Origin of the sequence: Thermaerobacillus caldiproteolyticus, from assembly GCF_015326725.1 — a bacterium.
In the GTDB taxonomy this organism is placed as follows: Bacteria; Bacillota; Bacilli; order Bacillales; family Anoxybacillaceae; genus Thermaerobacillus; species Thermaerobacillus caldiproteolyticus.
In genome coordinates this window covers 2,718,184-2,742,806 of sequence record NZ_CP064060.1, presented here as the reverse complement: position 1 = coordinate 2,742,806, position 24,623 = coordinate 2,718,184, and the positions used below count along the sequence as shown (strand labels likewise).

Below are 24,623 nucleotides of genomic sequence, written 5' to 3'. Positions count from 1 at the left end.
GCGTGAGGCGGACGACGAAGTATCCGGTGTCAGGAGCGAATTCGCTTTGGCAGATTTATAAGACTGTATCATTTTGGAAAGTCATCAAAAATTTCATCGTTATTCAAATCGGGCGCTATACGCCGTTTTTGCCGCTAAAAAATTGGCTGTACCGTACGTTTTTACACATGGAAATTGGCGAAAAAACAGCGTTAGCGTTAATGGTGATGCCGGATATTATGTTTCCGGAAAAAATTAAAGTCGGCCGTAACTCGGTCATTGGGTATAATACGACTCTTTTAGCACATGAATATTTAATTGATGAATATCGGCTCGGTGATGTTGTCATCGGCAATGAGGTGATGATTGGCGCCAATTCGACCATACTCCCCGGCGTTGTTATTGGTGACCGCGCTGTAGTGGCAGCGGGAACGGTCGTGCATAAGGATGTGCCGGCTGGCTCCTTTGTCGCCGGCAATCCGATGAGAATTATTTATACGAAAGAAGAGATGGAGAAAAGAAAAGGTCATTCCAATAAATAGCTTGGGTCTCCCGCCTGCATTCGTGTAGAGGCGGGAGACCAGTTTCTTATTTACTGAGCGATCTCCACAGTTCCTTCGGTTAAGTAGGGGGATTTTAATATCGAATTCCTTCTCAAAATCAATTCCTTTCCCGCTTTTGTTCGACTTTGTCAGGGAGCTTTCTAGATAAAGGACTCACCTCTTTATTTTGGAGATGGATTGTGAGCTTTAGCTTTCTCTGTTTAATGCCGGCCTTCATACGTTGTTCGAAAATCGAGCGATGTTTGACATGATATTAGGGATTAAAAATTGGTTTATTTAGAGAGAAAAACACAGATCAAAGATGAGACTTACTCGAGTTTGGCCATAATTCGAACGAGCTTGGTGATTGCATAGTCCAAGTCGATCAAGTCATCCTCACTGAGTTTCCCTATCTTGTCACAAAATAGACGATAAATTTCCTCCCAGCGTTTCTGTACGATTTGTTTCCCTTTTTCGGTCAGTGTGAGTATAACAAACCGTCTATCAGTAGAACTTTGCACTTTTACCACATAGTCCTTTTCCTCCAATTTTCGAATCAGAGGGGTTAACTGCTGCTTGGAAATTCTTAAGTTTTGGGCCAATTGGGTCATCGAGATCCCTGTCTTTGCATGGAATAAAACTTCCAAAATGTGAAACTGCAAATGAGTCAAATCCGATTGTTTTTTCGGAATTGGGGTAGCTTGGATAATCGGTTTAAAAACTTTGTTATCAAACAGAGGAAGAAGTTGAGCAAAGCTTTCGGCGATTTTTTGAACTCGTGTCATTGAATACATCCTTTCTCTTTTTTAACGCATGATATTAGGGAATAATTATTTACTATTTATTTGAGTTTTAAGTAAAAAATATGAATTTAATGTCTTTTTTTAATTAACAATACAGAGGTGTAAAAAGTAAATATTTATTAAATATTTTTTGTTTATAGAAAATATTTATTGACTAAATTTAGTTTATCGTGATGGGAATCATAATTCAATTTCATTAGTTGCCAAGGCAAGCAGCAAAGCGATACTAACTTATCGTAGTGAAAATGCGCTTATGATGTGTAACTGATTGCTTGCATAGTTTCTCAATACTATGGGGAGAGGTTCTCTCATGAGTTCATCCGGTTTGATTTTTGGTGTTTATGTTCAGCGTGGCGGGGACGCCAGCAGGTTTAGCTGTAGGACCGAAGGATAATGATGAAAAATTTATTGGGCATTAAAAGAGCTTCAAGGAACAGAAAAAACATTATTACATTTATATAGTGGATCTGAATCAGCCAATAAAACCTTATCCTACGTTGAACGTTAGTGAAATGGGAGTTCAAGCGGGATATAGCACTAGGCTTTCAAGATTCAGGGATGGAGCTAGCTGGCTGGCTCGAGCTGATTCGTACCATCATCAGACAATATAGTTTTGGTCTCGATTCCTTGCGAATTACGGTCGAAGCGCTAATCGAATGTGCAAAACGCTTTGGTCCAAGGGATTATCGCGGCTAAAGAGGAAACGGAAGCGACTGGCGTTCAGGGGAATATCGGGTTCAGTGCAGTTCCAGATCATTTCGGTCCGGTTGTTCCTGATTTCTGGGAGCGTATTTTTCAGCTTGGCGGGCGAGTTTTTGTGGAGTCATTGGATTATGTCGGATATAAGTTCTATACGGAGGTATTCGAAGAAACAATTGATCTGAAAGATATACTGGCTTCAATAGAATATGTGCTGCGTTGTTTTCGGGGAAAAAATCTTAAAGACTGCCCACATACTCGAATCGGTTCCTATACGGATTCCTGAGAACGGTTGACCTACTGGAGGGCACCCTTTTACCGGCAAAGACAGATCTTATGAACATCAGGATAAAGTCCTGAAGGCGATCATCCGGATCATTTTATGCTTTACGCCAAGAACTTCACATTGCCCATTATGAGCTTGTTGGTTTGCGAGATGCGGACGGTTCTATCGACGATCTGTTCCGTCAATTTGGTATTATTGCGAGATAATTATATACTCCAGAACTGGCATTTTATACTTTTCATCGTTTAATACTAGAGCTGGGTATTGACGATATGGATTAAGAAAGTGTTAACGAGCAGGATGGCACTTCATCCTGCTCGTTTTGTTGTTTTTCTCAATGGAACAGCACAGGGGTTAAAATTCTTTTGCCCTCCTTATTGAGCGGATCTATTTGTTTTTATTGTCCATCTCTTTTATGTAAAATGAATATTTTATAGTTGACGCATGGGTTTATGAGGAGTAAACTACAAATAACTTCACTTCTCTACCATATTAGCAAACTAAAGTATTTGGGGATAAAGGACGTGTGAACATGTCAAAATTATTTATGTTCGAAAAACCGTTGGGCATGCGTGATACATTGCCGTTTCTATATGAGATAAAAAAATCTGTTCGTCAAGCGATGACGAGTGAAATTGAAAAATGGGGATACGAATTTATCGAAACGCCGACTTTAGAATATTACGAGACGGTAGGCTCAGCGTCAGCGATTGCGGACCATCAATTGTTTAAATTGCTCGATCAGCAAGGCTATACGCTTGTGCTTCGCCCGGATATGACCGCACCGATCGCACGTTTGGCGGCCTCCCGCCTTTACCAGCAAGGCAATCCATTACGTCTTGCCTATAATGCCAGTGTATTTCGCGCTCAGCAGCGTGAAGGCGGCCGACCAGCGGAATTTGAACAAATGGGTGTTGAGTGCATTGGCGATGGTACGGTCGCCGCGGATGCGGAAGTGATTAGTTTAATGATTGCGACATTACAACAGGCCGGATTACAGTATTTTACTGTAGCTGTCGGTCATATAGGCTACGTGAATGCATTATTTTTGGAGATTCTAGGGAACGAAGAGCGTGCCAACGTTTTACGCCGATTTTTATATGAAAAAAATTACGTCGGTTATCGTGAGCATGTTAAATCGTTGCCTCTTTCATCGATCGACCAGCAACGCCTTCTTCATCTTCTTGATTTACGTGGTGACGAAACGGCGATTCACGAAGCGCGAGAGCTTGTTCATACGGAAGAAGGGGTAAACGCGATCGAAGAGCTTCATGAGCTGTGGAATGCACTCCAACTGTATGAGGTTGCTGATTTTGTCAAAATGGATATGACACTTGTGAGCCATATGAGCTACTATACAGGCATTTTATTTGAAGTGTATGCGGAAAATATCGGATTTCCGCTTGGAAATGGCGGACGTTATGACGAATTGCTTGAAAAGTTTGCGCGCAAAGCCCCGGCGACTGGCTTTGGCATTCGCCTCGACCGTTTAATCGAAGCACTCGGAGAAATGGAAACAGAAGCAAAAATCGAATGCATTATTTTTAGTCAAGAACGGTTTGGCGAAGCGATTCAATTAGCGAATGAAAAGCGCCGAGAAGGAAAGCGGGTCGTATTGCAACACATTTCTGGCATTCAGGATATTGATGCGTACAGCAAACGGTATCAACATATTACGTATTTGCTTGGCCATACGGGGAAGGGGGAGTAAGTGGTGTTGACGATTGCGATGCCGAAAGGGCGGATTTTTGAAGAAGCGCTGGAATTGTTGCGAACAGCGGGTTATACGCTTCCGCCGGAATTTGCTGAATCACGCAAATTAATTATTGAAGTTCCGGAGGAAAAGATGCGATTTATTCTCGCGAAGCCAATGGATGTCGTGACGTATGTAGAACATGGAGTAGCTGATTTAGGGATTGCTGGAAAAGACGTTATGTTAGAAGAAGAACGGGATGTCTATGAATTGCTAGATTTAAAAATTAGCAAATGTCATTTAGCGGTCGCCGGGCTTCCTCACGGCCAAGTTCATCATATCGCTCCGCGCGTCGCCACGAAATACCCGAATATCGCGTCAAGTTATTTTCGCGAGCAAGGGGAGCAAGTTGAAATCATTCGGTTAAACGGCTCGATTGAGCTTGCTCCGTTAATCGGGCTTGCGGATCGCATCGTTGACATTGTGTCTACCGGAAGGACGCTCAAAGAAAATGGTCTTATCGAATTCGAAAAAATTGCCGATGTCACATCACGTCTCATTGTTAATCCGGTCAGCTATCGGATGAAAGATGTGCAAATTAATCAAATGGTAGAACGGCTATCGGTCGTGATTCCAGATGAATGAGGGGGAACGAGATGAGAATCGAACGAGTAACGGGGCAGTTATCGTTGCGACGGACGATTGAAACAGGAACGGAAGAGCAAAGACGGGCAGTTCGGCAAATTATTGATGACGTGCGTAAGCATGGTGATGCAGCGTTAAAAACGTATACGGAAAAATTCGATCAAGTAACATTGGATTCATTGCGTGTAACGGAAGCAGAAATGAAAGCCGCTTATGAAGCAATGACAGAAGACTTACTTTGCTTTATTCGCGAAGCAGCGGCAAACATCCGCGATTACCATGCGCGGCAAAAGCGCGAATCATGGATGATGACCAAAGAAGATGGAACGATTCTTGGACAAAAATTGACACCGCTTGATGCCGTTGGTTTGTACGTTCCGGGGGGAACAGCTGCCTATCCATCGTCCGTACTCATGAATGTTATCCCTGCGCAAGTAGCGGGAGTGAAGCGCATTGTCATCGTTTCTCCGCCAAACAAGCACGGCACGTTGCCAGCAGGGGTATTAGTTGCCGCCAATGAGCTAGGAGTCAAAGAAATTTATAAAGTTGGCGGAGCCCAAGCGATTGCTGCTCTTGCCTATGGAACCGAAACGATTCAGCCGGTCGATAAAATTTTCGGCCCGGGGAACATTTACGTGGCGCTAGCAAAACGAGAAGTGTTCGGTCAAGTCGCGATCGACATGATTGCCGGACCGAGCGAAATTGTCGTGTTAGCCGATGAAACAGCGAAAGCTAATGAAGTCGCAGCTGATCTTTTATCACAGGCAGAACACGATGAGCGCGCGTCAAGCATTCTTGTCACGCCTTCCATGAAGTTCGCGTTAGAAGTAGCGAGCGAAGTGGAGAAACAATTAGAAACATTGCCACGAAAAGAGATTGCTGCTGCGTCGCTCGAACAATATGGAGCGATTTATGTGACGGAAACGTTAGAAGAGGCGGTAGAGGTCGTCAACGAATTGGCGCCGGAACATCTAGAAGTCATCACGGCGGAGCCAACGAGTCTTCTTGGACAAATTCGACATGCCGGAGCGATTTTTTTAGGCCGCTTCAGTTCTGAGCCTGTTGGTGATTATTTCGCTGGACCGAATCACGTTTTACCAACGAACGGAACGGCACGATTTTCAAGCGGGTTAAGCGTCGATGAGTTTGTGAAAAAATCAAGCATCATTTTATATAGCGAACAAGCGCTACAAGAGCATGGAACAAAAATCACGGCATTGGCGAGATTAGAGGGACTAGAAGCGCATGCGCGTGCGGTTGAAGAACGGTTAAAAAGCCGCACTTGACAAGCAAATGAACAGAAGGGAGCAACGGGAATGGTACGGAAATCGTCGATTTCAAGGACGACAAAAGAAACTGATATTCAGCTGCAATTTGCTATTGATGGAGAAGGAAAAGCGGAGTTAGATACAGGGGTACCGTTTTTAACCCATATGCTCGATTTGTTTACAAAGCATGGACAGTTCGATTTACAGGTCAAAGCCAAAGGCGATATTGACATTGATGACCACCATACAACAGAAGATATCGGCATTTGTTTAGGGCAGGCGCTTCGGGAAGCGCTCGGTGACAAAAAAGGGATTAAACGTTACGGCAATGCGTTTGTGCCGATGGATGAGGCACTTGCACAAGTCGTTATCGATTTGAGCAACCGTCCGCATTTCGAGTTTCGCGGTGAGTTTCCAAGCCAAAAAGTAGGGACGTTTGATGTGGAATTAGTTCACGAATTTTTATGGAAGCTAGCCCTTGAAGCACGCATGAATCTGCACGTTATCGTCCATTATGGACGCAATACGCACCATATGATTGAAGCGGTATTTAAAGCATTAGGGCGCGCATTGGATGAGGCAACAATGATTGACCCGCGTATTAAAGGAGTTCCATCAACGAAGGGAATGTTATAAATGATCGGCATTATTGATTACGGTATGGGCAATTTATATAGCGTCAGCAAGGCGTTAGAGCGCCTAGACTATGAATATTTTATTTCTGATGATCTCAACAAATTAAAAGAAGCCAAGGGTCTGATTTTGCCGGGTGTCGGTTCCTTCAAGGATGCAATGCGCATTTTAAATGAGACGGGGCTGTCGGAATTTATTCGTACAGCTGCCAATGAGGGAATCCCTTTACTTGGCATCTGTCTTGGCATGCAGCTTTTATTTGAAGAAAGCGAAGAAAACGGATTAACAGAAGGATTACGATTATTGAAAGGTCGCGTCGTCCGGTTTCCGGGCGTAACCGCAAGCGGTGAAACGTATAAAGTGCCGCATATGGGATGGAATCGCCTTATCTTTCGCCATCCGTCTCCGCTACTAATGAATGTCGAAGAAGGACACGTTTATTTTGTGCATTCGTACTATGTTGATACGAAGGATAAAGACGTTGTGTTAGCGAGCAGCTCCTATGATGTCGATGTTCCTGCTGTTGTTGGTAGAGGAAACGTGTTTGGCACACAGTTTCACCCGGAAAAAAGTAGCTACATCGGCATGAGCATTTTACAAAACTATGCAAACATCGTGGAAGGGAAGGGGAATGAGTGATGGCGGCGTTTACGATTTATCCGGCGATTGATATGCGCGGAGGCAAATGTGTTCGTCTTCTGCAAGGTGATTATAATAAAGAGACCGTATATGGAGATTCGCCGGTTGACATGGCCGCATTGTTTACCGAACAGGGAGCAACATGGATTCATATGGTTGATTTAGACGGTGCGAAAGAAGGGAAGCGCGTTAACGATCGTTTTGTGCTGGAAGTGGTGAAGCAGCTCAATGTCAATGTGCAAATTGGCGGCGGCATTCGTACGGAAGAAGATATCGTGTATTATTTGGAAAATGGGGTTGCCCGCGTGATTTTAGGAAGTGCTGCTATCGCCAATCCACCGTTTGTCAAAGAGATGCTAAAAAAATATGGTGAACGCATTGCGGTTGGGATAGATGCAAAAAACGGCTTTGTCGCCACAGAAGGGTGGTTAAACACTTCGAATGTTAAAGCGACAGAGCTCGGAAAAGAGTTAGCGGAAGCTGGAGCACAGACGTTTATTTTTACGGACATTGCCACAGATGGAATGTTGTCGGGGCCGAATATACAAGCAGTTGCCGAAATGGCGCGTATGACCGAAAAAAGCGTCATTGCCTCCGGTGGAGTAAGTTCGCTTGCTGATATAAAAGCATTGAAGGAATTTACGAAAGATGGCGTTGTCGGAGCTATTGTAGGAAAAGCACTATATACGAAGCAGTTTACTGTTGCTGAGGCGCTGAAGGTGGTGCAAGGCGAATGATTACAAAGCGCATTATTCCTTGCTTAGATGTCAAAGATGGACGAGTCGTTAAAGGAGTGCAATTTGTTCAGTTACGTGACGCTGGCGATCCGGTGGAACTAGCGAAGTTTTATGATGAACAAGGAGCGGATGAGCTTGTGTTTTTAGATATTTCCGCTTCCCACGAAGGACGGAAAACAATGATTGAAGTCGTTGAGAAAGTTGCTGCACAACTGGCGATTCCTTTTACGGTCGGCGGCGGGATTCATTCGTTAGAGGATATGAAAAGGATTTTGCGCGCAGGTGCGGACAAAGTTTCCTTAAATACGACAGCCGTTAAAAATCCGCAACTTATTAACGAGGGAGCCGATTTTTTCGGTTCGCAATGCATCGTTGTCGCCATTGACGCGAAATATGATGATGAGCTTGGCTCTTGGCGCGTGTATACACATGGGGGGCGTAATGCAGCAGACTGGGAAGTGGTCGAATGGGCGAAGGAAGTCGTTAAGCGCGGTGCGGGAGAAATTTTATTAACGAGCATGGATTGTGATGGCGGCAAAAACGGTTTTGATTTAGCGTTAACTAAAAAGGTGAGCGAAGCGGTTTCTGTTCCTGTCATTGCTTCAGGAGGTGCGGGCAAGGCAGAACATTTTCTTGAGGCGTTTTGCGAAGGAAAAGCAGATGCGGCATTGGCAGCGTCGATTTTTCACTATAAAGAGACATCGGTGAAAGAAGTGAAAGCATATTTGAAAGAGAGAGGAGTGAATGTGCGGTGAACGTCTCTCACATTCGATTTGACGAAAAAGGACTTGTTCCAGCGATCGTGCAAGATGCACAAAGTAAAGAAGTGTTGACGCTTGCATACATGAATGAAGAATCGCTCAAAAAGTCGCTAGAAACGGGAGAAACTTGGTTTTACAGCCGCTCGCGCGGGGAGCTTTGGCATAAAGGAGCGACTTCCGGCAACACGCAACGCATTGTCGAAATGCGTTATGACTGCGATAAAGATGCGCTCCTTGTGCTTGTCGAACCAGCTGGGCCTGCTTGTCATACGGGGAGCTATTCTTGCTTTTCTGAACGTGTTGATGGAGAAAGCTTTCGTCCATTGACTGATCGGTTCGCGATTATTGATCAGCTTGAAAAAGTTATCGCTGAGCGTGAAGCAGAACGACCAGAAGGAGCGTACACCACGTATTTGTTTGAAAAAGGGATTGATAAAATTTTAAAGAAAGTCGGCGAAGAAGCTGCAGAAGTGATTATTGCTGCAAAAAATCGCAATCCGGAAGAATTGAAATGGGAAGTGGCGGATTTGCTGTATCACTTGCTTGTGCTTTTACGGGAACAAAAACTTCCGCTTGATGCCGTTTTGAACGTATTAAGCGAGCGTCATGCAGCGAAACAATAGCGAGAGGCTGACTCATGATCGTCTAGCTTCCCCTGACGATGGCAGTATGTATTGTATCGGGGAAGGGCTTGACGACTTTTGAGTCAGCTTTTGTTATTTTTTCTGGAAACCTTACTGTTCGGCGCAAGAATATGCTATACTTCTGTTCGGTGAATTCAACGGAATATGGAGGACTAGATGGGAAAACAATTGAAACCGAATCGATCGACAGCAAAAATCATTCCGTTCGTTCAGAGCGGTGAATATTATTTTGAAAAAGGAATAAACGCTTACCGACGTCGTGATCTATATAAGGCGAAAAAGTATTTGGAACGAGCGGTGCAGCTAAATGCACGTGAAGCGATGTTTGTCTCCCAGCTCGCTGTTGTTTTAGCAGAGTTAGGCGAATATCAAGCATCGAATCAGTTGTTTTTCAAAGTAATTCACGAACTTGACCGCGAGATGAATGAATGTTTTTATTTTCTAGCTAATAATTATGCGCATCTCGGCTTATTTCGTGAAGCCATGAAATATGCAGAAACATATCTCGAGCGCGATCCTAACGGCGATTTTGCAGATGAGACGGAAGATTTAATCGAATTATTAAGCATTGAAAACGAAGATTATGATGAGATCGGCAATCAAGATGATTTAATTGTGAAGCAAGAGAAAGCGCGCACACTGCTCGAAAAAGGGGATTTTCGCGATGCGATCAACGTGCTAGAAAGCATTATTGCTGATTATCCGGAATTTTGGTCTGCTTATAATAACTTGGCGTTAGCGCATTTTTACATGGGAAATGCAAAAAGAGCACAAGAAATTATTCACGAAGTGCTCGAACGAAATCCGGGTAATTTGCACGCTCTTTGTAATCGGCTTGTGTTTTACTACTATTTACGCGATGATAAGCAAGTCGACCGCCTTGTTCAGCAATTAGCGCGTGTTCATCCTTTTTTAGTCGAACATCGTTACAAGCTTGGGGCAACGTTTGCGCTTGTCGGTCGTTTTGACCTTGCATTTAAATGGTTGCGGCACTTATATAAAATTCGTTTTGACGGTGATTATTCTTTTTATTATTGGCTTTCCTATGCTGCTTATTATACAGGACATGACCAACTGGCAAAAACCGCTTGGGAAAAAGTCATCAACTTAAGCCCGGACAAGCAAGGCCAAGAACCTTGGAACGACTCTCCCCTCTTCATACAGAAGGAAATAGAAAAAATTACACAATGGCTCAACGGTACGAAAACAGAGGAAATTTTGTACGGGTTATATTTAATGAGCAAATCCCTCTATAAGAACGAATTAGTGGCTTATAGCAATGTAAAACGCCATATGGCTAACCATCCGTTAATTAAACAATTTGCTGACTATGTTCTCTTTGAAACGAATCCGCTTATTCCTGTTTATATAGCTGATAGCCACTTAGTCATTAATCGATTATGGGAAAAAAATCATTTTGACGATGAAAAAATGTACATCACTTGGTTTTATATATTTGTAAAAGCGTTAGAAACAACCGAGCACTTTTCTAATCATTCTGCATGGGCTGCGGCAACCGAGTATGTATGGAGGCAGCAACAAGGACAGTATATTACCCAAAAATTCATCGCAGAGAAATATAATGTTTCTTTATCAACGGTGAAAAAATATGTGAAGAAAGTAAAAGAACTTTTGTCTTGAGCAAATTAATAGACGTTTGTATGCCAATTATATACGATAAGGATAAGGAAATAATAAACAGACAAGTAGGATCAAAAAGGAGTGGAATATCGTGGCGGAAGAAAAAATTTATGATGTCATTATCGCGGGAGCCGGACCAGCTGGGATGACTGCCGCTGTCTATACATCTCGCGCCAATTTATCGACGTTAATGATTGAACGCGGCGTGCCAGGCGGGCAAATGGCAAACACAGAAGATGTTGAAAACTACCCGGGCTATGAGCATATTTTAGGTCCGGAATTGGCAACAAAAATGTTTGAACATGCGAAAAAGTTCGGAGCCGAATACGCTTACGGTGATGTAAAAGAAGTTATTGATGGAGAAGAATATAAAACCGTTGTCGTCGGCGACAAACAATATAAAGCGCGTGCTGTTATTATCGCTACAGGAGCAGAGTACAAAAAGTTAGGAGTTCCAGGCGAAGCGGAATTAGGCGGTCGCGGAGTCTCCTACTGTGCCGTATGTGACGGGGCGTTTTTTAAAGGGAAAAACCTTGTCGTTGTCGGTGGCGGCGACTCTGCGGTCGAAGAAGGCGTGTATTTAACTCGTTTTGCGAATAAAGTAACAATTGTGCATCGCCGCGATAAGTTGCGGGCGCAAAAAATTTTACAAGACCGTGCGTTTGCTAATGAAAAAATTGATTTTATTTGGAATCATACAGTGAAACAAATTAATAATAAAGATGGAAAAGTAGGGAGCGTCACACTCGTTAGTACAATAACAGGGGAAGAGCGCGAATTTCCTTGCGATGGTGTATTTATTTATATTGGTATGGTTCCTCTTTCCAAACCGTTTGAGAGTCTTGGCATTACAAACGAAAATGGATATATTGAAACAAATGAGCATATGGAAACAAAAGTGCCGGGCATTTTTGCTGCCGGAGATGTTCGTGAAAAATCATTGCGTCAAATTGTGACAGCAACAGGCGATGGAAGTATTGCAGCGCAAAGCGCGCAACACTATGTAGAGGAACTAAAAGAAAGATTAAACGTAAAGTAATGAAATCGTAATACATGTTTAACTCGATTGTAACACGTATGAAATAATTTTTCTGTATTCTAAAGATAAGTAATTGACCCCCTTTTATATAGATCTTTTTGTTAAGCACGGGTACCCTTTCCCGTGCTTCTTTTTTATGATTTAGTCTCGAGGAAGCTTAGGATGACAACATTTCGTCTTGCCCACAGGACGCGGACAGTTTTTAGGCGAAATTGGGGCGCTTCTGCTTTTCTTGATGTCTAGCTTTGATGCCCCTCTTTGCGGCGATTCAGTTCTGCTTCGGCAGGAGGGACACGATGTTCGGCTGTCATCTCCGCTTTTCTTGATTGTAGCTCTTTGTCAGAAATAGTATAATAAAACAAATAGGAGTTTTGGAATTTGTATTGAATGATGTTGAGGTGAGCGTGTTGCAACGCGTGACAAATTGTGTGCTTGTCAAAGATGGAAAAGTGTTATTGCTGCAAAAACCAAGGCGCGGCTGGTGGGTCGCTCCGGGAGGGAAAATGGAGCAAGGAGAATCCATTCGCGAAGCTTGTATACGAGAATATCGTGAAGAAACAGGAATCTATTTAAAAAACCCGGAACTAAAAGGGGTTTTTACTATTCTTATCAAAGAACAAGAACAAGTGGTATCAGAATGGATGATGTTTACATTTTTTGCCCACCAGTTTGAAGGGGAACATGTACCTTATTGTGAAGAAGGAAATTTAGAATGGCATCCGATTGAGACGGTTCATGAGCTTCCCATGGCACCAGGAGATTATCATATTTTAGATTATGTATTGAAAGGCTCTGGCATTATATACGGAACGTTTACGTATACCGAAGATTTTCAACTGCTTTCTTACCGCTTAGACCCAAGTTAAGAGAGAGGAGGGGAGATAGAGATGAGCACAGGTTCCACAAGTAACATTCAAATGGTCATTATTACGGGAATGTCAGGAGCAGGAAAGACGGTAGCAATTCAAAGTTTTGAGGATTTAGGCTTTTTTTGCGTCGATAACTTACCACCAACATTGCTTCCAAAATTTTTGGAGTTAATGAAAGAGTCGGGGAATAAAATGAATAAAGTAGCACTTGTCATGGACTTGCGTAGCCGCGACTTTTTCGAAAGCTTGTTTACCGCATTAGATGATTTAGCGGAACAGTCATGGGTAACACCACAAATTTTATTCCTTGATGCAAAAGATTCGACGCTCGTTGCGCGCTATAAAGAAACGCGCCGCACGCATCCGCTTGCGCCAAACGGATTGCCGCTTGAAGGAATCCGTCTTGAGCGACAATTGCTTGAGGAGCTAAAGGGAAGAGCGCAAATCATTTACGATACATCAGATTTAAAACCAAGAGAATTACGGGAGAAAATTTTACAGCAATTTTCGTCCCATGCGCATCAAACGTTTACGGTAAACGTGGTTTCGTTCGGTTTTAAATATGGCCTTCCAATTGATGCAGATTTAGTATTTGATGTGCGTTTTTTGCCGAACCCGCATTACATTGAACATATGAGACCGAAAACGGGACTGGATGAAGAAGTTTCTACTTACGTATTAAAATGGAATGAAACACAAAAGTTTTTGGAAAAAGTGATTGATTTATTGACTTTTATGCTTCCTCATTATAAGCGGGAAGGAAAAAGCCAGCTTGTCATCGCAATCGGTTGCACTGGAGGACAGCATCGGTCTGTTGCCCTTGCTGAATATATTGCCAACCATTTTGCGAAAGACTACAAAACCCATGTTTCGCATCGTGACATGGAGAGGAGAAAGGAAAAATATAAATGAGTAAAAAAAGACATCCTAAGATTGTCATCATTGGTGGAGGAACGGGACTGCCGGTATTGTTACGTGGGTTAAAGCAATATGCCGTTGACATCACCGCAATTGTCACAGTTGCAGATGATGGAGGCAGTTCGGGAAGACTGAGGGATGAACTCGATATGCCCCCACCGGGAGATATTCGAAACGTACTAGCGGCGCTTTCAGATGTGGAACCGCTCATTGTCGAATTATTTCAGCATCGTTTTGCAAATGGTAATGGACTATCCGGACATTCGTTGGGAAATTTAATTTTAGCAGCAATGACATCGATCACAGGGGATTTCGTTCGGGCGATTCGGGAGATGAGCAAGGTGCTCAATGTGCGCGGCAAAGTGTTGCCAGCTGCCAATAAGAGCGTTATCCTTCATGCTGAAATGGAAGACGGAACGATTGTTTCTGGGGAGTCGAAAATTCCTTATTCGGGAAAAAAAATTAAAAAAGTATTTTTAACGCCGGAGAACATTGAACCGCTTTCCGAAACGATCGATGAAATTCGTGCTGCTGATTTAATTGTGATTGGCCCAGGTAGTTTATATACAAGTATTTTACCTAATTTATTAGTTCCAAAAATCGGCCGAGAAGTTTGTCGAGCAAAAGCGAAAAAAATTTATATATGCAATGTCATGACCCAAGCTGGTGAAACATTACATTATACTGCAAGCGATCATGTGAAAGCGCTATATGCTCATATGGGTTGCGCTTTTTTAGATATGATTGTTGTGAACAGCGGACATATTCCAGAGGAGATTCAACAGCGTTACGCCGAAGAGTTAGCAGAACCGGTCAAGGATGATAGTGAAAAATTAACGGAATTAGGGCTGACGGTCATTCGTGACCATATCGTTAGCTACGAAGATCAAGTCATTCGTCATGACACAAAAAAAGTTGCGTCATTGCTTGTTTCACTGTTACCAACATAATCCTTCCAGCTCTACCGAATCCTTTTAGCACCTCCTTCTTCCTCTTTGCAAACAATGAATACGGAGGTGGCAACGATGTCGTTTGCGTCGGAAACGAAAAAAGAATTAACGAGCCTTGAAGTGAAACCTTGCTGTTTGAAAGCAGAATTATCCGCGCTTTTGCGCATGAATGGTTCGCTCTCTTTTTCGAATCGAAGAGTAACCGTTGATGTGCAAACGGAAAACGCGGCGATTGCCCGAAGAATTTACACGCTAATGAAAAAAGGATATTCCGTTACAGTAGAGTTATTAGTCCGCAAAAAAATGCGGTTAAAGAAAAATAATGTGTATATCGTTCGAGTAGTAGAAGGTGCTCGTGAGCTGTTAGAGGATTTGAAAATATTGGAGGAAGATTTTTCTCTTATTCGCGTCATTTCTCCCGAGCTCGTCAAAAAGAAATGCTGTAAACGCGCGTATTTGCGTGGCGCGTTTCTAGCGGGAGGCTCGGTCAATAACCCGGAAACCTCATCGTATCATCTTGAAATTTTTTCGCTATATAAGGAACATAGCGATTCATTATGTGAATTAATGAACAGTCACTTTTTTCTCAATGCCAAAACGTTAGAACGAAAAAAAGGGTTTATTACGTATTTAAAAGAGGCGGAAAAAATTGCTGAGTTCTTAAATATTATTGGCGCTCATCAAGCGCTGCTTCGATTTGAAGATGTCCGGATTGTTCGTGATATGAGAAACTCAGTAAACCGCCTTGTTAACTGTGAAACAGCGAATTTAAATAAAACAATTGGTGCAGCTCTTCGGCAAATCGAAAACATTCGCTACATTGATGAAACGATCGGTCTAAGCGCGCTTCCAGAAAAATTGCGGGAAATTGCTGAATTAAGAATTAATTACCAAGATGTTACGTTAAAAGAACTAGGTGAAATGGTATCCGGAGGAAAGATAAGCAAATCAGGAATCAATCATCGATTAAGGAAAATTGATGAGATTGCCGAAAAACTACGGGCTGGTCAACCAATTGATTTTCATAAATCACTTTAGAGTGAAGGGGAGACAGGAATATGGTGGAAAAACAAGTGGAAGTGTTGCTAAAAACGGGATTACAGGCACGTCCAGCCGCGTTATTCGTACAAGAAGCAAACCGGTTTTCGTCGGATATTTATTTAGAGAAAGACGGAAAAAAAGTCAACGCAAAAAGTATTATGGGATTAATGAGCTTGGCAATCAGTTCAGGGTCTGTCATTACACTCATTGCTGATGGTCCGGATGAAAAAGAAGCGCTTGAAGCGTTAGCTAAGTACGTACAAAACGAAGGATAATAAATCGATAAAAACGAGGCTGTTCCCACATAAAAAGAGAACAGCCTCATTCGTTAATAAAAACGTCGATTATTTTTCATCGACTCTTGTTAAGACACGGTCAATTAATCCATATTCTTTTGCTTTTTCCGCTGTCATAAAGTTATCACGGTCGGTGTCTCGTTCGATGACTTCAATTGGTTGTCCTGTGTTCTCGGAAAGGATACGATTTAATTTATCGCGTAAGAAAAGAATGCGTTTAGCAGCAATTTCGATTTCTGTCGCTTGACCTTGCACGCCTCCAAGAGGTTGGTGAATCATGATTTCGCTATTTGGTAAAGCGAATCGTTTTCCTTTTGCTCCTGCTGCAAGCAAAAATGCACCCATGGATGCAGCCATTCCAATGCAAATCGTTGATACATCAGGCTTAATAAATTGCATTGTGTCATAAATCGCCATTCCTGCTGTAATCGAACCGCCTGGGCTGTTAATGTAAAGAGAGATATCCTTTTCTGGATCTTCTGCGGCTAAAAATAAAAGCTGCGAAACGATCGAGTTGGCCACATGGTCATCAATTTGGCTACCGAGAATAATAATGCGGTCTTTTAACAAACGGGAGTAAATGTCATATGCGCGTTCACCGCGACTTGTTTGCTCAATAACTGTAGGAATTAAATTCATGGAACTTCCTCCTTTACCAATCGGTTAAAATCGTATGTATTTTTATGATACATAATTGGTCAATGAAGGTCAAACAAAACCTCCTGCCCTTACTTCATTATTATTCGTTATGACTCATCTTCATCCCTTTTTTCATCATATCCGCTTTTCTATTTTTTAAACACATTTTCCTCTTGCAAAAAAGAATAATCTTCACTATAATTGAATGTGCAACTAAACGCCATGTCCTCGCAACACCATGCCCTCGTAGTGTAGTGGATAGCACGAGAGATTCCGGTTCTCTTAGCGTGGGTTCGAATCCTGCCGAGGGCGTATAACCTGAGAAAGACCTATCACCGTGAGTGATAGGTCTTTCTTTTTTGGAAAGTGTACGAATATATATATTGTATAGATAGTTGGGAACGTTCAAAGCAGTACTAATATAGATCGTTTTCTTACAATTCATTACCATATACGCCTGGTGCAGGTTGATGTACAATAAATGGAGAAGGAGGCGTGCGACTATGAGAGCGGAATTACTCCAAGAACAACGGCTAAGGCTTTCATTGACAAAAGAATTAACACAAGCGATTGAGCTATTGCAGTATTCCACTCTGGAATTGCGATCGTTTCTGTACGAACAGTCGCTGGATAATCCGTTTCTTGAAATTAACGATCATAAACCGGGGCAATCATATAAATCTTTGTCTCATCAAGAAAAGCGAAACGTGATTGAAAATATAAGCGTTCGTTCTGAAACGCTAACTTCTTATTTATTGTCTCAGCTTCATTCGATGTCGCTGTCCCCAAAAACTAGACACATTCTTCGTTATTTAATTAATTCACTTGATGATGCCGGCTATTTGCGTACGGATATGAAGGATGTTGCCGCTCATTTAGCCGTCTCTGAAGATGAAGTAGAAGAAGCGGTTCAGTTGTTACAATCGCTTGAGCCTGCCGGTGTGGGGGCACGCAGTTTGCAAGAGTGTTTATACCTCCAATTACAACGTTTACCGGAGCGGAATTTATTAGCGGAGCAAATTGTGTCACAGCATTTTTCACTGTTCGTGGAGAAAGCTTGGAAAGCATTATCTAAACAATTGCATGTGGACATTACCGATTTGCAGCAAGTCTGGGATTTAATTCGCACCCTTGAACCTCGCCCAGGCAGCCATTATACAAAAATTGAACCGCATTTTATTGTGCCGGATTTCGTCATCGAACGCTCTGAAGAAGGCTTGCGCCTTCTATTTAATGACGAGATTCTCCCAGAATTAATATGGAACCGTGAATATGAAAAGAAACTCGCTTGTCGGCAAGATGAACAAGTTGAATTATTCATCAAAGAAAAATATCGTCAATTTCTTTGGCTGACGAAAAGCTTAGAACAGCGTAAGCAAACGTTAGTGAGCGTTATGAAAGAAATTTTGGAAAGGCAAAAACAATGTTTCGAAAAAGGCTTAACCGCTTTAAAGCCTTTGACTATGCGTGAAATTGCGGATGCCCTTAACATTCATGAATCGACGGTAAGCCGTGCTGTGAAAAATAAATATGTACAAACACCGTTTGGCACGGTAGAGCTCCGGTACTTTTTTACGAGTTCGCTTTCTTCTGTAAGCGCTGACGAAGAGGCCTCTGCTACCAAAACAAAAGCGTTGATTAAGCAGCTCATTGAAGCCGAAAACAAGCGAGAACCTTTATCCGACCAAAAGATTGCTGATATGTTGCATGAACAGCATGGTATTGCGATTTCACGACGAACAGTCGCGAAATATCGCGAGCAGCTCTATATCCCATCATCAGCCAAACGAAAACAGTATTAGGAAGTGAAATCATGGTAGTCAATCTTTACTCAAAAGTCGATTGTCCTTTATGCGAAAAAGCGAAAGCAGTCTTGCAAGAGTTGCAAAAAGAGTACGATTTTCAAATCAATGAAATTGATATTTACAGCGACGATGCATTATTAGAAAAATACCAGTTAATGATTCCGGTCGTCGAAATTGATGGGGAGGAAATCGACTATGGGATGATTCAAAAAGAAATTGTAAGAAAGCGTTTACTTCGGGAGTTGAATAGTTGAAGATTTATGTTACTCCTGTTACAATAAAAATGTAGCAGGAGTAATTTTTTTCACACAAGCGGGACATAATAAGTCATAGCGGGACATTTTAGGTCCATGTATATTCTGTGCAAGGAGAAGGGAATACATGCAGTCTTTAATTGAGGCCCAGAAGAAATTATTACCTGACCTTCTTGATGTTATGCAAAAACGGTACCGTATTTTGCAATACATTCGTCTTATGCAACCGATCGGTAGAAGAGTGTTATCCAATAGTTTGGGGATCAGTGAGCGCGTGCTTCGCTCCGAAGTGCAGTTTTTAAAAGAGCAAAACCTGTTGATCATGAGTTCCGCTGGCATGAGCGTGACGTCGGAAGGAAACGAATTGTTGCATATTCTTGAAGACGTCATGAGAGAAGTTTTAGGTCTAAAAGATTTAGAAAAAAAATTAAAGCACACACTTCATATTGAAGATGTCATTGTAGTCGCTGGTGATAGTGACCTTTCTCCTTGGGTGAAAAAAGAAATGGGAAGAGCTTGTGTGGCCTGTATGAAAGAAAGATTGACAGACAAAAACATTGTCGCTGTTACAGGGGGAACGACGCTCGCTGCTGTAGCGGAGATGATGACTCCTGATTCCAAACAAAGCGATGTTTTATTCGTTCCAGCACGAGGCGGCTTAGGAGAAGATGTAAAAAACCAAGCGAACACCATTTGTGCCAAAATGGCAGAAAAAACGATGGGAAATTATCGGCTTCTTCATGTTCCTGATCATCTCAGCAATGAAGCGTATCAGTCACTCATTGAAGAGCCGACGGTAAAAGAAGTGCTTCAGCTCATTAAATCATCGAGTATGGTTATTCATGGAATCGGGGATGCTATAACAATGGCAGAACGTCGAAAAACTCCTGAAGAGGATATGGAAAAAATCAAAGCACGTTATGCTGTGGCCGAAGCATTTGGTTATTACTTTAACCAAGAAGGCGAAGTTGTGCATAAAGTCAAAACAGTTGGCATTCAGCTTGAGGACCTAGAGCATGTCCAACATGTCATTGCTGTTGCTGGCGGTGCTTCAAAGGCAAAAGCGATTAAGGCGTATATGAAACAAGCTCCTCATTCCATTTTAATTACCGATGAAGGAGCAGCCCGAGCGTTAATAAGGGAGTAACATCCCTGAAAATATAACATTTTTATCATTAAAGGAGGAACTAAACATGGCAGTGAAAATTGGTATTAACGGTTTTGGTCGTATCGGTCGTAACGTTTTCCGCGCTGCGTTAAAAAATCCTAACGTCGAAGTTGTTGCTGTCAACGACTTAACAGACGCAAAAACATTAGCACATCTTTTAAAATATGACTCTGTTCATGGCACATTAGATGCCGAAGTGTCTGTAAACGGCAATAATCTTGTCGTCAACGGAAAAGAAATCGTTGTAAAAGCAGAGCGTGACCCAGCTCAATTAGCTTGGGGCGAATTAGGCGTTGAAATCGTTGTTGAATCAACTGGTCGCTTCACAAACCGTGAAGATGCTGCGAAACATTTAGAAGCAGGTGCGAAAAAAGTAATTATCTCTGCACCAGCTAAAAATGAAGACATCACAATCGTTATGGGCGTAAACCAAGATAAATACGACCCAGCAAACCATCATGTGATTTCAAACGCTTCTTGTACAACAAACTGCTTAGCACCATTTGCAAAAGTATTACATGAAAAATTTGGTATCGTTCGCGGTATGATGACAACCGTTCACTCATACACAAACGACCAACAAATTCTTGATTTACCTCACAAAGATTTACGTCGTGCTCGTGCAGCGGCTGAGTCTATCATTCCAACAACAACAGGTGCGGCAAAAGCAGTAGCTCTTGTATTACCTGAGTTAAAAGGAAAATTAAACGGTATGGCAATGCGCGTACCAACTCCAAACGTATCTGTTGTTGACCTTGTTGCAGAGCTAGAAAAAGAAGTTACAGTCGAAGAAGTAAACGCAGCATTAAAAGCAGCAGCAGAAGGCGAATTAAAAGGCATTTTAGCATATAACGAAGAGCCATTAGTATCTCGTGACTACAATGGCAACACAGCTTCTTCTACAATCGATGCACTTTCTACAATGGTCATGGAAGGAAAAATGGTGAAAGTTATTTCTTGGTACGATAACGAAACAGGTTACTCTCACCGTGTTGTTGACCTTGCTGCATATATCGCATCAAAAGGTTTATAATCATTGTCTTAGTCGCTCAATCAAGTCTATAATAGAGAAATGGAGAGGGGAGCGGGGGTCATCCCCACTCCCTTTCGTATGGCGAAGACGATATTGTCTAAAAAGGAGGCGTTTTGCCATGAACAAAAAAACTGTCCGTGACGTTGATGTCAAAGGAAAACGTGTGTTTTGCCGCGTTGACTTCAACGTGCCGATGCAAGATGGCAAAGTCACAGATGACACGCGCATTCGCGCAGCTTTACCAACGATTCAATATTTAGTCGAACAAGGGGCAAAAGTCATTTTAGCGAGCCATCTTGGTCGTCCGAAAGGAAAAGTCGTTGAAGAAATGCGTCTCAATGCTGTTGCTGAGCGCTTAAGTGAGCTTCTTGGCAAAAATGTTGTGAAAACGGATGAAGCGTATGGCGATGCGGTCAAAGCAGCGATTGCAGAAATGAACGAAGGCGACGTATTGCTTCTTGAAAACGTTCGTTTCTATCCTGGTGAAGAGAAAAATGACCCAGAATTGGCTAAAGCATTTGCAGAGTTAGCGGATATTTATGTAAACGATGCATTTGGTGCAGCTCACCGCGCTCATGCTTCTACAGAAGGAATTGCTCACTATTTACCAGCGGTTGCGGGCTTTTTAATGGAAAAAGAAATTGAAGTATTAGGAAAAGCTCTTTCTAACCCAGATCGTCCATTCACTGCAATCATCGGTGGAGCGAAAGTAAAAGACAAAATTGGCGTTATTGAAAACTTATTAGATAAAGTCGATAACTTAATTATTGGCGGCGGTCTTGCTTACACATTCGTGAAAGCACTAGGCCATGAAATTGGTAAGTCTTTGCTTGAGGAAGACAAAATTGAGCTTGCAAAATCGTTTATGGAGAAGGCAAAGGAAAAGGGCGTAAACTTCTACATGCCTGTGGACGTTGTTGTAGCTGATGACTTCTCAAACGATGCGAATAAAAAAGTCGTTGATATTGATGCAATTCCAAGCGATTGGGAAGCATTGGATATTGGTCCGAAAACGCGTGAGCTTTATCGCGATATTATTATGAAGTCAAAACTCGTTGTTTGGAACGGACCAATGGGCGTATTCGAAATGGATGCGTTTGCTGAAGGAACAAAAGCTGTCGCTCAAGCGTTAGCGGATGCGAAAGATACATATTCCGTCATCGGCGGCGGTGATTCAGCGGCTGCAGTTGAAAAGTTTGGTCTTGCTGATCGAATGGATCACATTTCAACTGGCGGAGGAGCTTCGCTTGAGTTTATGGAAGGAAAGCAACTTCCTGGGGTTGTCGCTTTAAATGATAAATAAATGACTCAATTCCCTATAGAAAGGAAGGGATCAACAGATGCGAAAACGAATTATTGCAGGAAACTGGAAAATGCATAAAACGCTGGCGGAAGCCGTGAGCTTTGTCGAGGAAGTAAAAGGGCTTGTCCCTTCTGCTGATAAAGTGGATTCCGTTATATGCGCACCAGCGTTATTTTTAGAACGTTTAGTACAAAACACACAAGGCTCTGATTTGAAAATTGGAGCGCAAAATATGCATTTCCAAGAAAGCGGTGCGTATACGGGAGAAATCAGCCCAGTGGCATTAAAAGATATCGGTGTTACTTATGTCATTATCGGGCACTCTGAACGCCGCGAAATGTTTGCAGAGACGGACGAAACGGTAAACAAAAAAACCATTTCTGCATTTAAACACGGCTTAATTCCAATTGTTTGCTGCGGTGAAACGTTAGAGGAACGAGAAAGCGGAAAAACAAATGAAGTAGTTGGTTCTCAAGTTGAAAAGGCGCTTGAAGGCTTGACCGAAGCGGATGCAAAACAAGTAGTAATCGCGTATGAGCCGATTTGGGCCATCGGTACGGGCAAATCTTCAACTGCGGAAGATGCTAACGAAGTGTGCGGGCATATTCGCTCTGTGATTGCGAAAAAATTCTCGCAGGAAGTGGCGGATGCTGTGCGTATCCAGTATGGGGGCAGCGTCAAGCCAGACAACATTAAAGAATTTTTGGCGCAAGAACACATTGACGGCGCCTTAGTGGGCGGCGCTAGCCTAGATCCAAAATCGTTTTTACAACTAGTGGAGGCAGGACGCCATGAGTAAACAACCTGTTGCATTAATTATTTTAGATGGTTTTGCCCTTCGTGAAGAAACGTATGGAAATGCTGTAGCGCAAGCGAAAAAACCGAATTTTGACCGTTACTGGAATGAATATCCTCATGCGACATTAACGGCTTGCGGAGAAGCAGTTGGTCTACCGGAAGGCCAAATGGGAAACTCTGAGGTCGGTCATTTAAATATCGGGGCAGGTCGCATCGTTTACCAAAGCCTTACACGTGTGAATATCGCCATTCGCGAAGGCGAGTTTGAACGTAATGAAACGTTTTTAGCGGCGATGAATCATGTGAAAGAAAAGGGCACAAATTTACACATTTTTGGTCTTCTTTCTGACGGCGGTGTGCATAGTCATATTAACCATCTTTATGCATTGCTAAAATTAGCTGCAAAAGAAGGTGTGAAAAACGTTTACATTCACGGCTTCCTAGATGGTCGCGATGTCGGACCGCAAACTGCACCGAAATATATTAAAGAATTGCAAGAGAAAATCAAGGAGTACGGTGTTGGGGAAATCGCGACATTGTCCGGCCGCTATTATTCCATGGACCGTGATAAGCGTTGGGAGCGCGTCGAAAAAGCCTATCGTGCGATGGTTTATGCAGAAGGACCAACGTATCAAGATCCGCTTGAATGTATTGAAGACTCTTATAAAAACGGCATTTTTGACGAATTCGTTCTTCCGTCTGTCATCGTGCGAGAAGATGGTTCTCCAGTAGCAACCATTAAAGATGAAGACGCTGTGATTTTCTACAACTTCCGTCCAGACCGGGCGATTCAAATTTCAAATACATTTACAAACGATGATTTCCGTTCGTTTGACCGTGGACCGAAGCATCCAAAAAACTTGTTCTTTGTATGCTTAACGCATTTCAGTGAAACAGTAAAAGGGTATGTAGCGTTTAAACCAACAAATCTCGATAACACTCTTGGTGAAGTGTTATCGCAAAACGGCTTAAAGCAACTTCGTATTGCTGAAACGGAAAAATATCCGCACGTCACATTCTTTATGAGCGGCGGACGCGAAGAAAAATTTCCGGGTGAAGACCGCATTTTAATTAACTCGCCGAAAGTAGCGACATACGACTTAAAACCGGAAATGAGCGCTTACGAAGTAACGGATGCGCTATTAAAAGAAATTGAAGCTGATAAGTATGATGCGATTATTTTAAACTACGCAAACCCAGATATGGTTGGCCATTCCGGTAAATTGGAGCCAACGATTAAAGCGGTTGAAGCGGTAGACGAGTGTCTTGGAAAAGTTGTGGATGCGATCCTTGCTAAAGGCGGTATTGCGATTATTACCGCAGACCATGGAAACGCTGATGAAGTCATTACTCCAGATGGAAATCCACAAACTGCTCATACGACTAACCCGGTTCCTGTTATCGTGACAAAGAAAGGAATCGAGCTTCGTAAAGATGGAATCTTAGGTGATTTAGCGCCAACGATGCTTGATCTTCTTGGTTTAGAACAGCCAAAAGAGATGACAGGAAAAACGTTAATTGTTAAATAAAAAAGAAAAGG

Annotated in this window: 27 protein-coding genes and 1 tRNA gene; 26 read left to right on the top strand and 2 right to left on the bottom strand. The window is 42.5% G+C overall.

Features of this window, described 5'->3' with window-relative positions; genetic code table 11:
- Nucleotides 1-2 precede the first annotated feature (2 nt).
- A complete protein-coding gene (locus ISX45_RS13860) occupies nt 3-521 on the top strand; it encodes an acyltransferase (RefSeq protein ID WP_181556528.1) in 519 nt (172 codons plus the stop codon).
- Nucleotides 522-850: 329 nt separating this feature from the next.
- Here the strand turns inward: ISX45_RS13860 and ISX45_RS13855 are convergent, their stop codons facing one another.
- Nucleotides 851-1,306 carry a MarR family winged helix-turn-helix transcriptional regulator gene (locus ISX45_RS13855; protein WP_194519223.1) on the bottom strand — a complete coding sequence of 152 codons (456 nt, stop codon included), beginning with the start codon at nt 1,304-1,306 and terminating at the stop codon, nt 851-853.
- A gap of 525 nt (nt 1,307-1,831) precedes the next feature.
- Here ISX45_RS13855 and ISX45_RS13850 point away from each other — a divergent pair.
- From ISX45_RS13850 to ISX45_RS13770, 17 genes are all read left to right on the top strand, one after another.
- Complete coding sequence (locus ISX45_RS13850; RefSeq protein WP_194519222.1) at nt 1,832-2,020, top strand: hypothetical protein; 189 nt, start codon at nt 1,832-1,834, stop codon at nt 2,018-2,020.
- The gene (locus tag ISX45_RS13845) at nt 1,983-2,309 is read left to right on the top strand and encodes a hypothetical protein (RefSeq protein ID WP_181556525.1); all 327 of its coding nucleotides are present in this window, start codon (nt 1,983-1,985) and stop codon (nt 2,307-2,309) included. Before ISX45_RS13850 ends, ISX45_RS13845 begins: the two co-directional genes overlap by 38 nt.
- Nucleotides 2,310-2,841: 532 nt before the next feature.
- Entirely contained in the window at nt 2,842-4,020 is a 1,179-nt protein-coding gene (locus ISX45_RS13840) for an ATP phosphoribosyltransferase regulatory subunit (RefSeq protein ID WP_194519221.1), read from the top strand.
- 3 nt (nt 4,021-4,023) lie between these two features.
- Entirely contained in the window at nt 4,024-4,647 is a 624-nt protein-coding gene (hisG, locus tag ISX45_RS13835) for an ATP phosphoribosyltransferase (protein ID WP_194519220.1), read from the top strand.
- Nucleotides 4,648-4,658: 11 nt separating this feature from the next.
- Nucleotides 4,659-5,933 (top strand): histidinol dehydrogenase, encoded by a 1,275-nt coding sequence (gene hisD, locus ISX45_RS13830; RefSeq protein ID WP_194519219.1) that lies wholly within the window; start codon nt 4,659-4,661, stop codon nt 5,931-5,933.
- 30 nt (nt 5,934-5,963) lie between these two features.
- A complete protein-coding gene (gene hisB / locus ISX45_RS13825; RefSeq protein WP_181556521.1) occupies nt 5,964-6,551 on the top strand; it encodes an imidazoleglycerol-phosphate dehydratase HisB in 588 nt (195 codons plus the stop codon).
- Nucleotides 6,552-7,187, top strand: coding sequence for an imidazole glycerol phosphate synthase subunit HisH (gene hisH, locus ISX45_RS13820; protein WP_194519218.1), 636 nt, complete (start codon nt 6,552-6,554; stop codon nt 7,185-7,187).
- Nucleotides 7,187-7,924, top strand: a complete 738-nt coding sequence (hisA, locus tag ISX45_RS13815; RefSeq protein ID WP_194519217.1) for a 1-(5-phosphoribosyl)-5-[(5-phosphoribosylamino)methylideneamino]imidazole-4-carboxamide isomerase — start codon at nt 7,187-7,189, stop codon at nt 7,922-7,924. The genes hisH and hisA overlap by 1 nt, the downstream gene beginning before the upstream one ends.
- Entirely contained in the window at nt 7,921-8,679 is a 759-nt protein-coding gene (hisF, locus tag ISX45_RS13810; RefSeq protein ID WP_194519216.1) for an imidazole glycerol phosphate synthase subunit HisF, read from the top strand. Before hisA ends, hisF begins: the two co-directional genes overlap by 4 nt.
- Nucleotides 8,676-9,308, top strand: a complete 633-nt coding sequence (hisIE, locus tag ISX45_RS13805; protein WP_181556517.1) for a bifunctional phosphoribosyl-AMP cyclohydrolase/phosphoribosyl-ATP diphosphatase HisIE — start codon at nt 8,676-8,678, stop codon at nt 9,306-9,308. Before hisF ends, hisIE begins: the two co-directional genes overlap by 4 nt.
- 177 nt (nt 9,309-9,485) lie before the next feature.
- Complete coding sequence (locus ISX45_RS13800; protein ID WP_181556516.1) at nt 9,486-10,970, top strand: tetratricopeptide repeat protein; 1,485 nt, start codon at nt 9,486-9,488, stop codon at nt 10,968-10,970.
- Between the two features lie 91 nt (nt 10,971-11,061).
- Nucleotides 11,062-12,009 (top strand): thioredoxin-disulfide reductase, encoded by a 948-nt coding sequence (gene trxB, locus ISX45_RS13795; protein ID WP_181556515.1) that lies wholly within the window; start codon nt 11,062-11,064, stop codon nt 12,007-12,009.
- Nucleotides 12,010-12,416: 407 nt separating this feature from the next.
- Nucleotides 12,417-12,875 carry an NUDIX hydrolase gene (locus ISX45_RS13790; RefSeq protein ID WP_181556574.1) on the top strand — a complete coding sequence of 153 codons (459 nt, stop codon included), beginning with the start codon at nt 12,417-12,419 and terminating at the stop codon, nt 12,873-12,875.
- 21 nt (nt 12,876-12,896) lie between these two features.
- Nucleotides 12,897-13,790 (top strand): RNase adapter RapZ, encoded by an 894-nt coding sequence (gene rapZ / locus ISX45_RS13785; RefSeq protein ID WP_181556514.1) that lies wholly within the window; start codon nt 12,897-12,899, stop codon nt 13,788-13,790.
- On the top strand, nt 13,787-14,746 hold the full coding sequence (locus ISX45_RS13780) for a gluconeogenesis factor YvcK family protein (RefSeq protein WP_181556513.1): 960 nt from the start codon (nt 13,787-13,789) through the stop codon (nt 14,744-14,746). The genes rapZ and ISX45_RS13780 overlap by 4 nt, the downstream gene beginning before the upstream one ends.
- Before the next feature lie 75 nt (nt 14,747-14,821).
- Nucleotides 14,822-15,784, top strand: a complete 963-nt coding sequence (gene whiA / locus ISX45_RS13775) for a DNA-binding protein WhiA (protein ID WP_181556512.1) — start codon at nt 14,822-14,824, stop codon at nt 15,782-15,784.
- Nucleotides 15,785-15,804: 20 nt separating this feature from the next.
- Complete coding sequence (locus ISX45_RS13770; protein WP_194519215.1) at nt 15,805-16,062, top strand: HPr family phosphocarrier protein; 258 nt, start codon at nt 15,805-15,807, stop codon at nt 16,060-16,062.
- A 69-nt stretch (nt 16,063-16,131) separates the two neighbouring features.
- On the opposite strand, the gene clpP is transcribed toward ISX45_RS13770, so the two are convergent.
- Nucleotides 16,132-16,722: an ATP-dependent Clp endopeptidase proteolytic subunit ClpP gene (gene clpP / locus ISX45_RS13765; protein WP_181556510.1), complete on the bottom strand. Its 591-nt coding sequence runs from the start codon at nt 16,720-16,722 to the stop codon at nt 16,132-16,134.
- A gap of 240 nt (nt 16,723-16,962) precedes the next feature.
- Between clpP and ISX45_RS13760 the strand changes: the two genes are divergently transcribed.
- From ISX45_RS13760 to gpmI, 8 genes are all read left to right on the top strand, one after another.
- Nucleotides 16,963-17,034, top strand: a tRNA-Arg gene (locus ISX45_RS13760).
- Nucleotides 17,035-17,225: 191 nt separating this feature from the next.
- Nucleotides 17,226-18,524, top strand: a complete 1,299-nt coding sequence (gene rpoN / locus ISX45_RS13755; protein WP_194519214.1) for an RNA polymerase factor sigma-54 — start codon at nt 17,226-17,228, stop codon at nt 18,522-18,524.
- 11 nt (nt 18,525-18,535) lie between these two features.
- Nucleotides 18,536-18,781, top strand: a complete 246-nt coding sequence (locus tag ISX45_RS13750) for a glutaredoxin family protein (RefSeq protein WP_194519213.1) — start codon at nt 18,536-18,538, stop codon at nt 18,779-18,781.
- 127 nt (nt 18,782-18,908) lie between these two features.
- Nucleotides 18,909-19,928, top strand: coding sequence for a sugar-binding transcriptional regulator (locus ISX45_RS13745; RefSeq protein ID WP_181556507.1), 1,020 nt, complete (start codon nt 18,909-18,911; stop codon nt 19,926-19,928).
- A gap of 46 nt (nt 19,929-19,974) precedes the next feature.
- Complete coding sequence (gap, locus tag ISX45_RS13740) at nt 19,975-20,982, top strand: type I glyceraldehyde-3-phosphate dehydrogenase (protein ID WP_181556506.1); 1,008 nt, start codon at nt 19,975-19,977, stop codon at nt 20,980-20,982.
- A 118-nt stretch (nt 20,983-21,100) separates the two neighbouring features.
- Nucleotides 21,101-22,285, top strand: coding sequence for a phosphoglycerate kinase (locus tag ISX45_RS13735; protein ID WP_181556505.1), 1,185 nt, complete (start codon nt 21,101-21,103; stop codon nt 22,283-22,285).
- Nucleotides 22,286-22,322: 37 nt separating this feature from the next.
- Nucleotides 22,323-23,084 carry a triose-phosphate isomerase gene (tpiA, locus tag ISX45_RS13730; protein ID WP_194519212.1) on the top strand — a complete coding sequence of 254 codons (762 nt, stop codon included), beginning with the start codon at nt 22,323-22,325 and terminating at the stop codon, nt 23,082-23,084.
- Nucleotides 23,077-24,612, top strand: coding sequence for a 2,3-bisphosphoglycerate-independent phosphoglycerate mutase (gene gpmI / locus ISX45_RS13725; RefSeq protein WP_181556503.1), 1,536 nt, complete (start codon nt 23,077-23,079; stop codon nt 24,610-24,612). The genes tpiA and gpmI overlap by 8 nt, the downstream gene beginning before the upstream one ends.
- Nucleotides 24,613-24,623 lie beyond the last annotated feature (11 nt).

What these genes read in the sequence shown, in the direction of transcription:
- ISX45_RS13770 (WP_194519215.1), top strand. Translation starts at nt 15,805, where the DNA reads ATGGTGGAAAAACAAGTGGAAGTGTTGCTAAAAACGGGATTACAGGCA.
- ISX45_RS13750 (WP_194519213.1), top strand. Translation starts at nt 18,536, where the DNA reads ATGGTAGTCAATCTTTACTCAAAAGTCGATTGTCCTTTATGCGAAAAA.
- gpmI (WP_181556503.1), top strand. Translation starts at nt 23,077, where the DNA reads ATGAGTAAACAACCTGTTGCATTAATTATTTTAGATGGTTTTGCCCTT.
- hisH (WP_194519218.1), top strand. Translation starts at nt 6,552, where the DNA reads ATGATCGGCATTATTGATTACGGTATGGGCAATTTATATAGCGTCAGC.
- ISX45_RS13735 (WP_181556505.1), top strand. Translation starts at nt 21,101, where the DNA reads ATGAACAAAAAAACTGTCCGTGACGTTGATGTCAAAGGAAAACGTGTG.
- hisD (WP_194519219.1), top strand. Translation starts at nt 4,659, where the DNA reads ATGAGAATCGAACGAGTAACGGGGCAGTTATCGTTGCGACGGACGATT.
- ISX45_RS13800 (WP_181556516.1), top strand. Translation starts at nt 9,486, where the DNA reads ATGGGAAAACAATTGAAACCGAATCGATCGACAGCAAAAATCATTCCG.
- rpoN (WP_194519214.1), top strand. Translation starts at nt 17,226, where the DNA reads ATGAGAGCGGAATTACTCCAAGAACAACGGCTAAGGCTTTCATTGACA.
- tpiA (WP_194519212.1), top strand. Translation starts at nt 22,323, where the DNA reads ATGCGAAAACGAATTATTGCAGGAAACTGGAAAATGCATAAAACGCTG.
- hisA (WP_194519217.1), top strand. Translation starts at nt 7,187, where the DNA reads ATGGCGGCGTTTACGATTTATCCGGCGATTGATATGCGCGGAGGCAAA.
- ISX45_RS13855 (WP_194519223.1), bottom strand. Translation starts at nt 1,306, where the DNA reads ATGACACGAGTTCAAAAAATCGCCGAAAGCTTTGCTCAACTTCTTCCT.
- hisF (WP_194519216.1), top strand. Translation starts at nt 7,921, where the DNA reads ATGATTACAAAGCGCATTATTCCTTGCTTAGATGTCAAAGATGGACGA.
- gap (WP_181556506.1), top strand. Translation starts at nt 19,975, where the DNA reads ATGGCAGTGAAAATTGGTATTAACGGTTTTGGTCGTATCGGTCGTAAC.
- whiA (WP_181556512.1), top strand. Translation starts at nt 14,822, where the DNA reads ATGTCGTTTGCGTCGGAAACGAAAAAAGAATTAACGAGCCTTGAAGTG.
- ISX45_RS13745 (WP_181556507.1), top strand. Translation starts at nt 18,909, where the DNA reads ATGCAGTCTTTAATTGAGGCCCAGAAGAAATTATTACCTGACCTTCTT.
- ISX45_RS13840 (WP_194519221.1), top strand. Translation starts at nt 2,842, where the DNA reads ATGTCAAAATTATTTATGTTCGAAAAACCGTTGGGCATGCGTGATACA.
- clpP (WP_181556510.1), bottom strand. Translation starts at nt 16,722, where the DNA reads ATGAATTTAATTCCTACAGTTATTGAGCAAACAAGTCGCGGTGAACGC.
- hisB (WP_181556521.1), top strand. Translation starts at nt 5,964, where the DNA reads ATGGTACGGAAATCGTCGATTTCAAGGACGACAAAAGAAACTGATATT.
- ISX45_RS13780 (WP_181556513.1), top strand. Translation starts at nt 13,787, where the DNA reads ATGAGTAAAAAAAGACATCCTAAGATTGTCATCATTGGTGGAGGAACG.
- rapZ (WP_181556514.1), top strand. Translation starts at nt 12,897, where the DNA reads ATGAGCACAGGTTCCACAAGTAACATTCAAATGGTCATTATTACGGGA.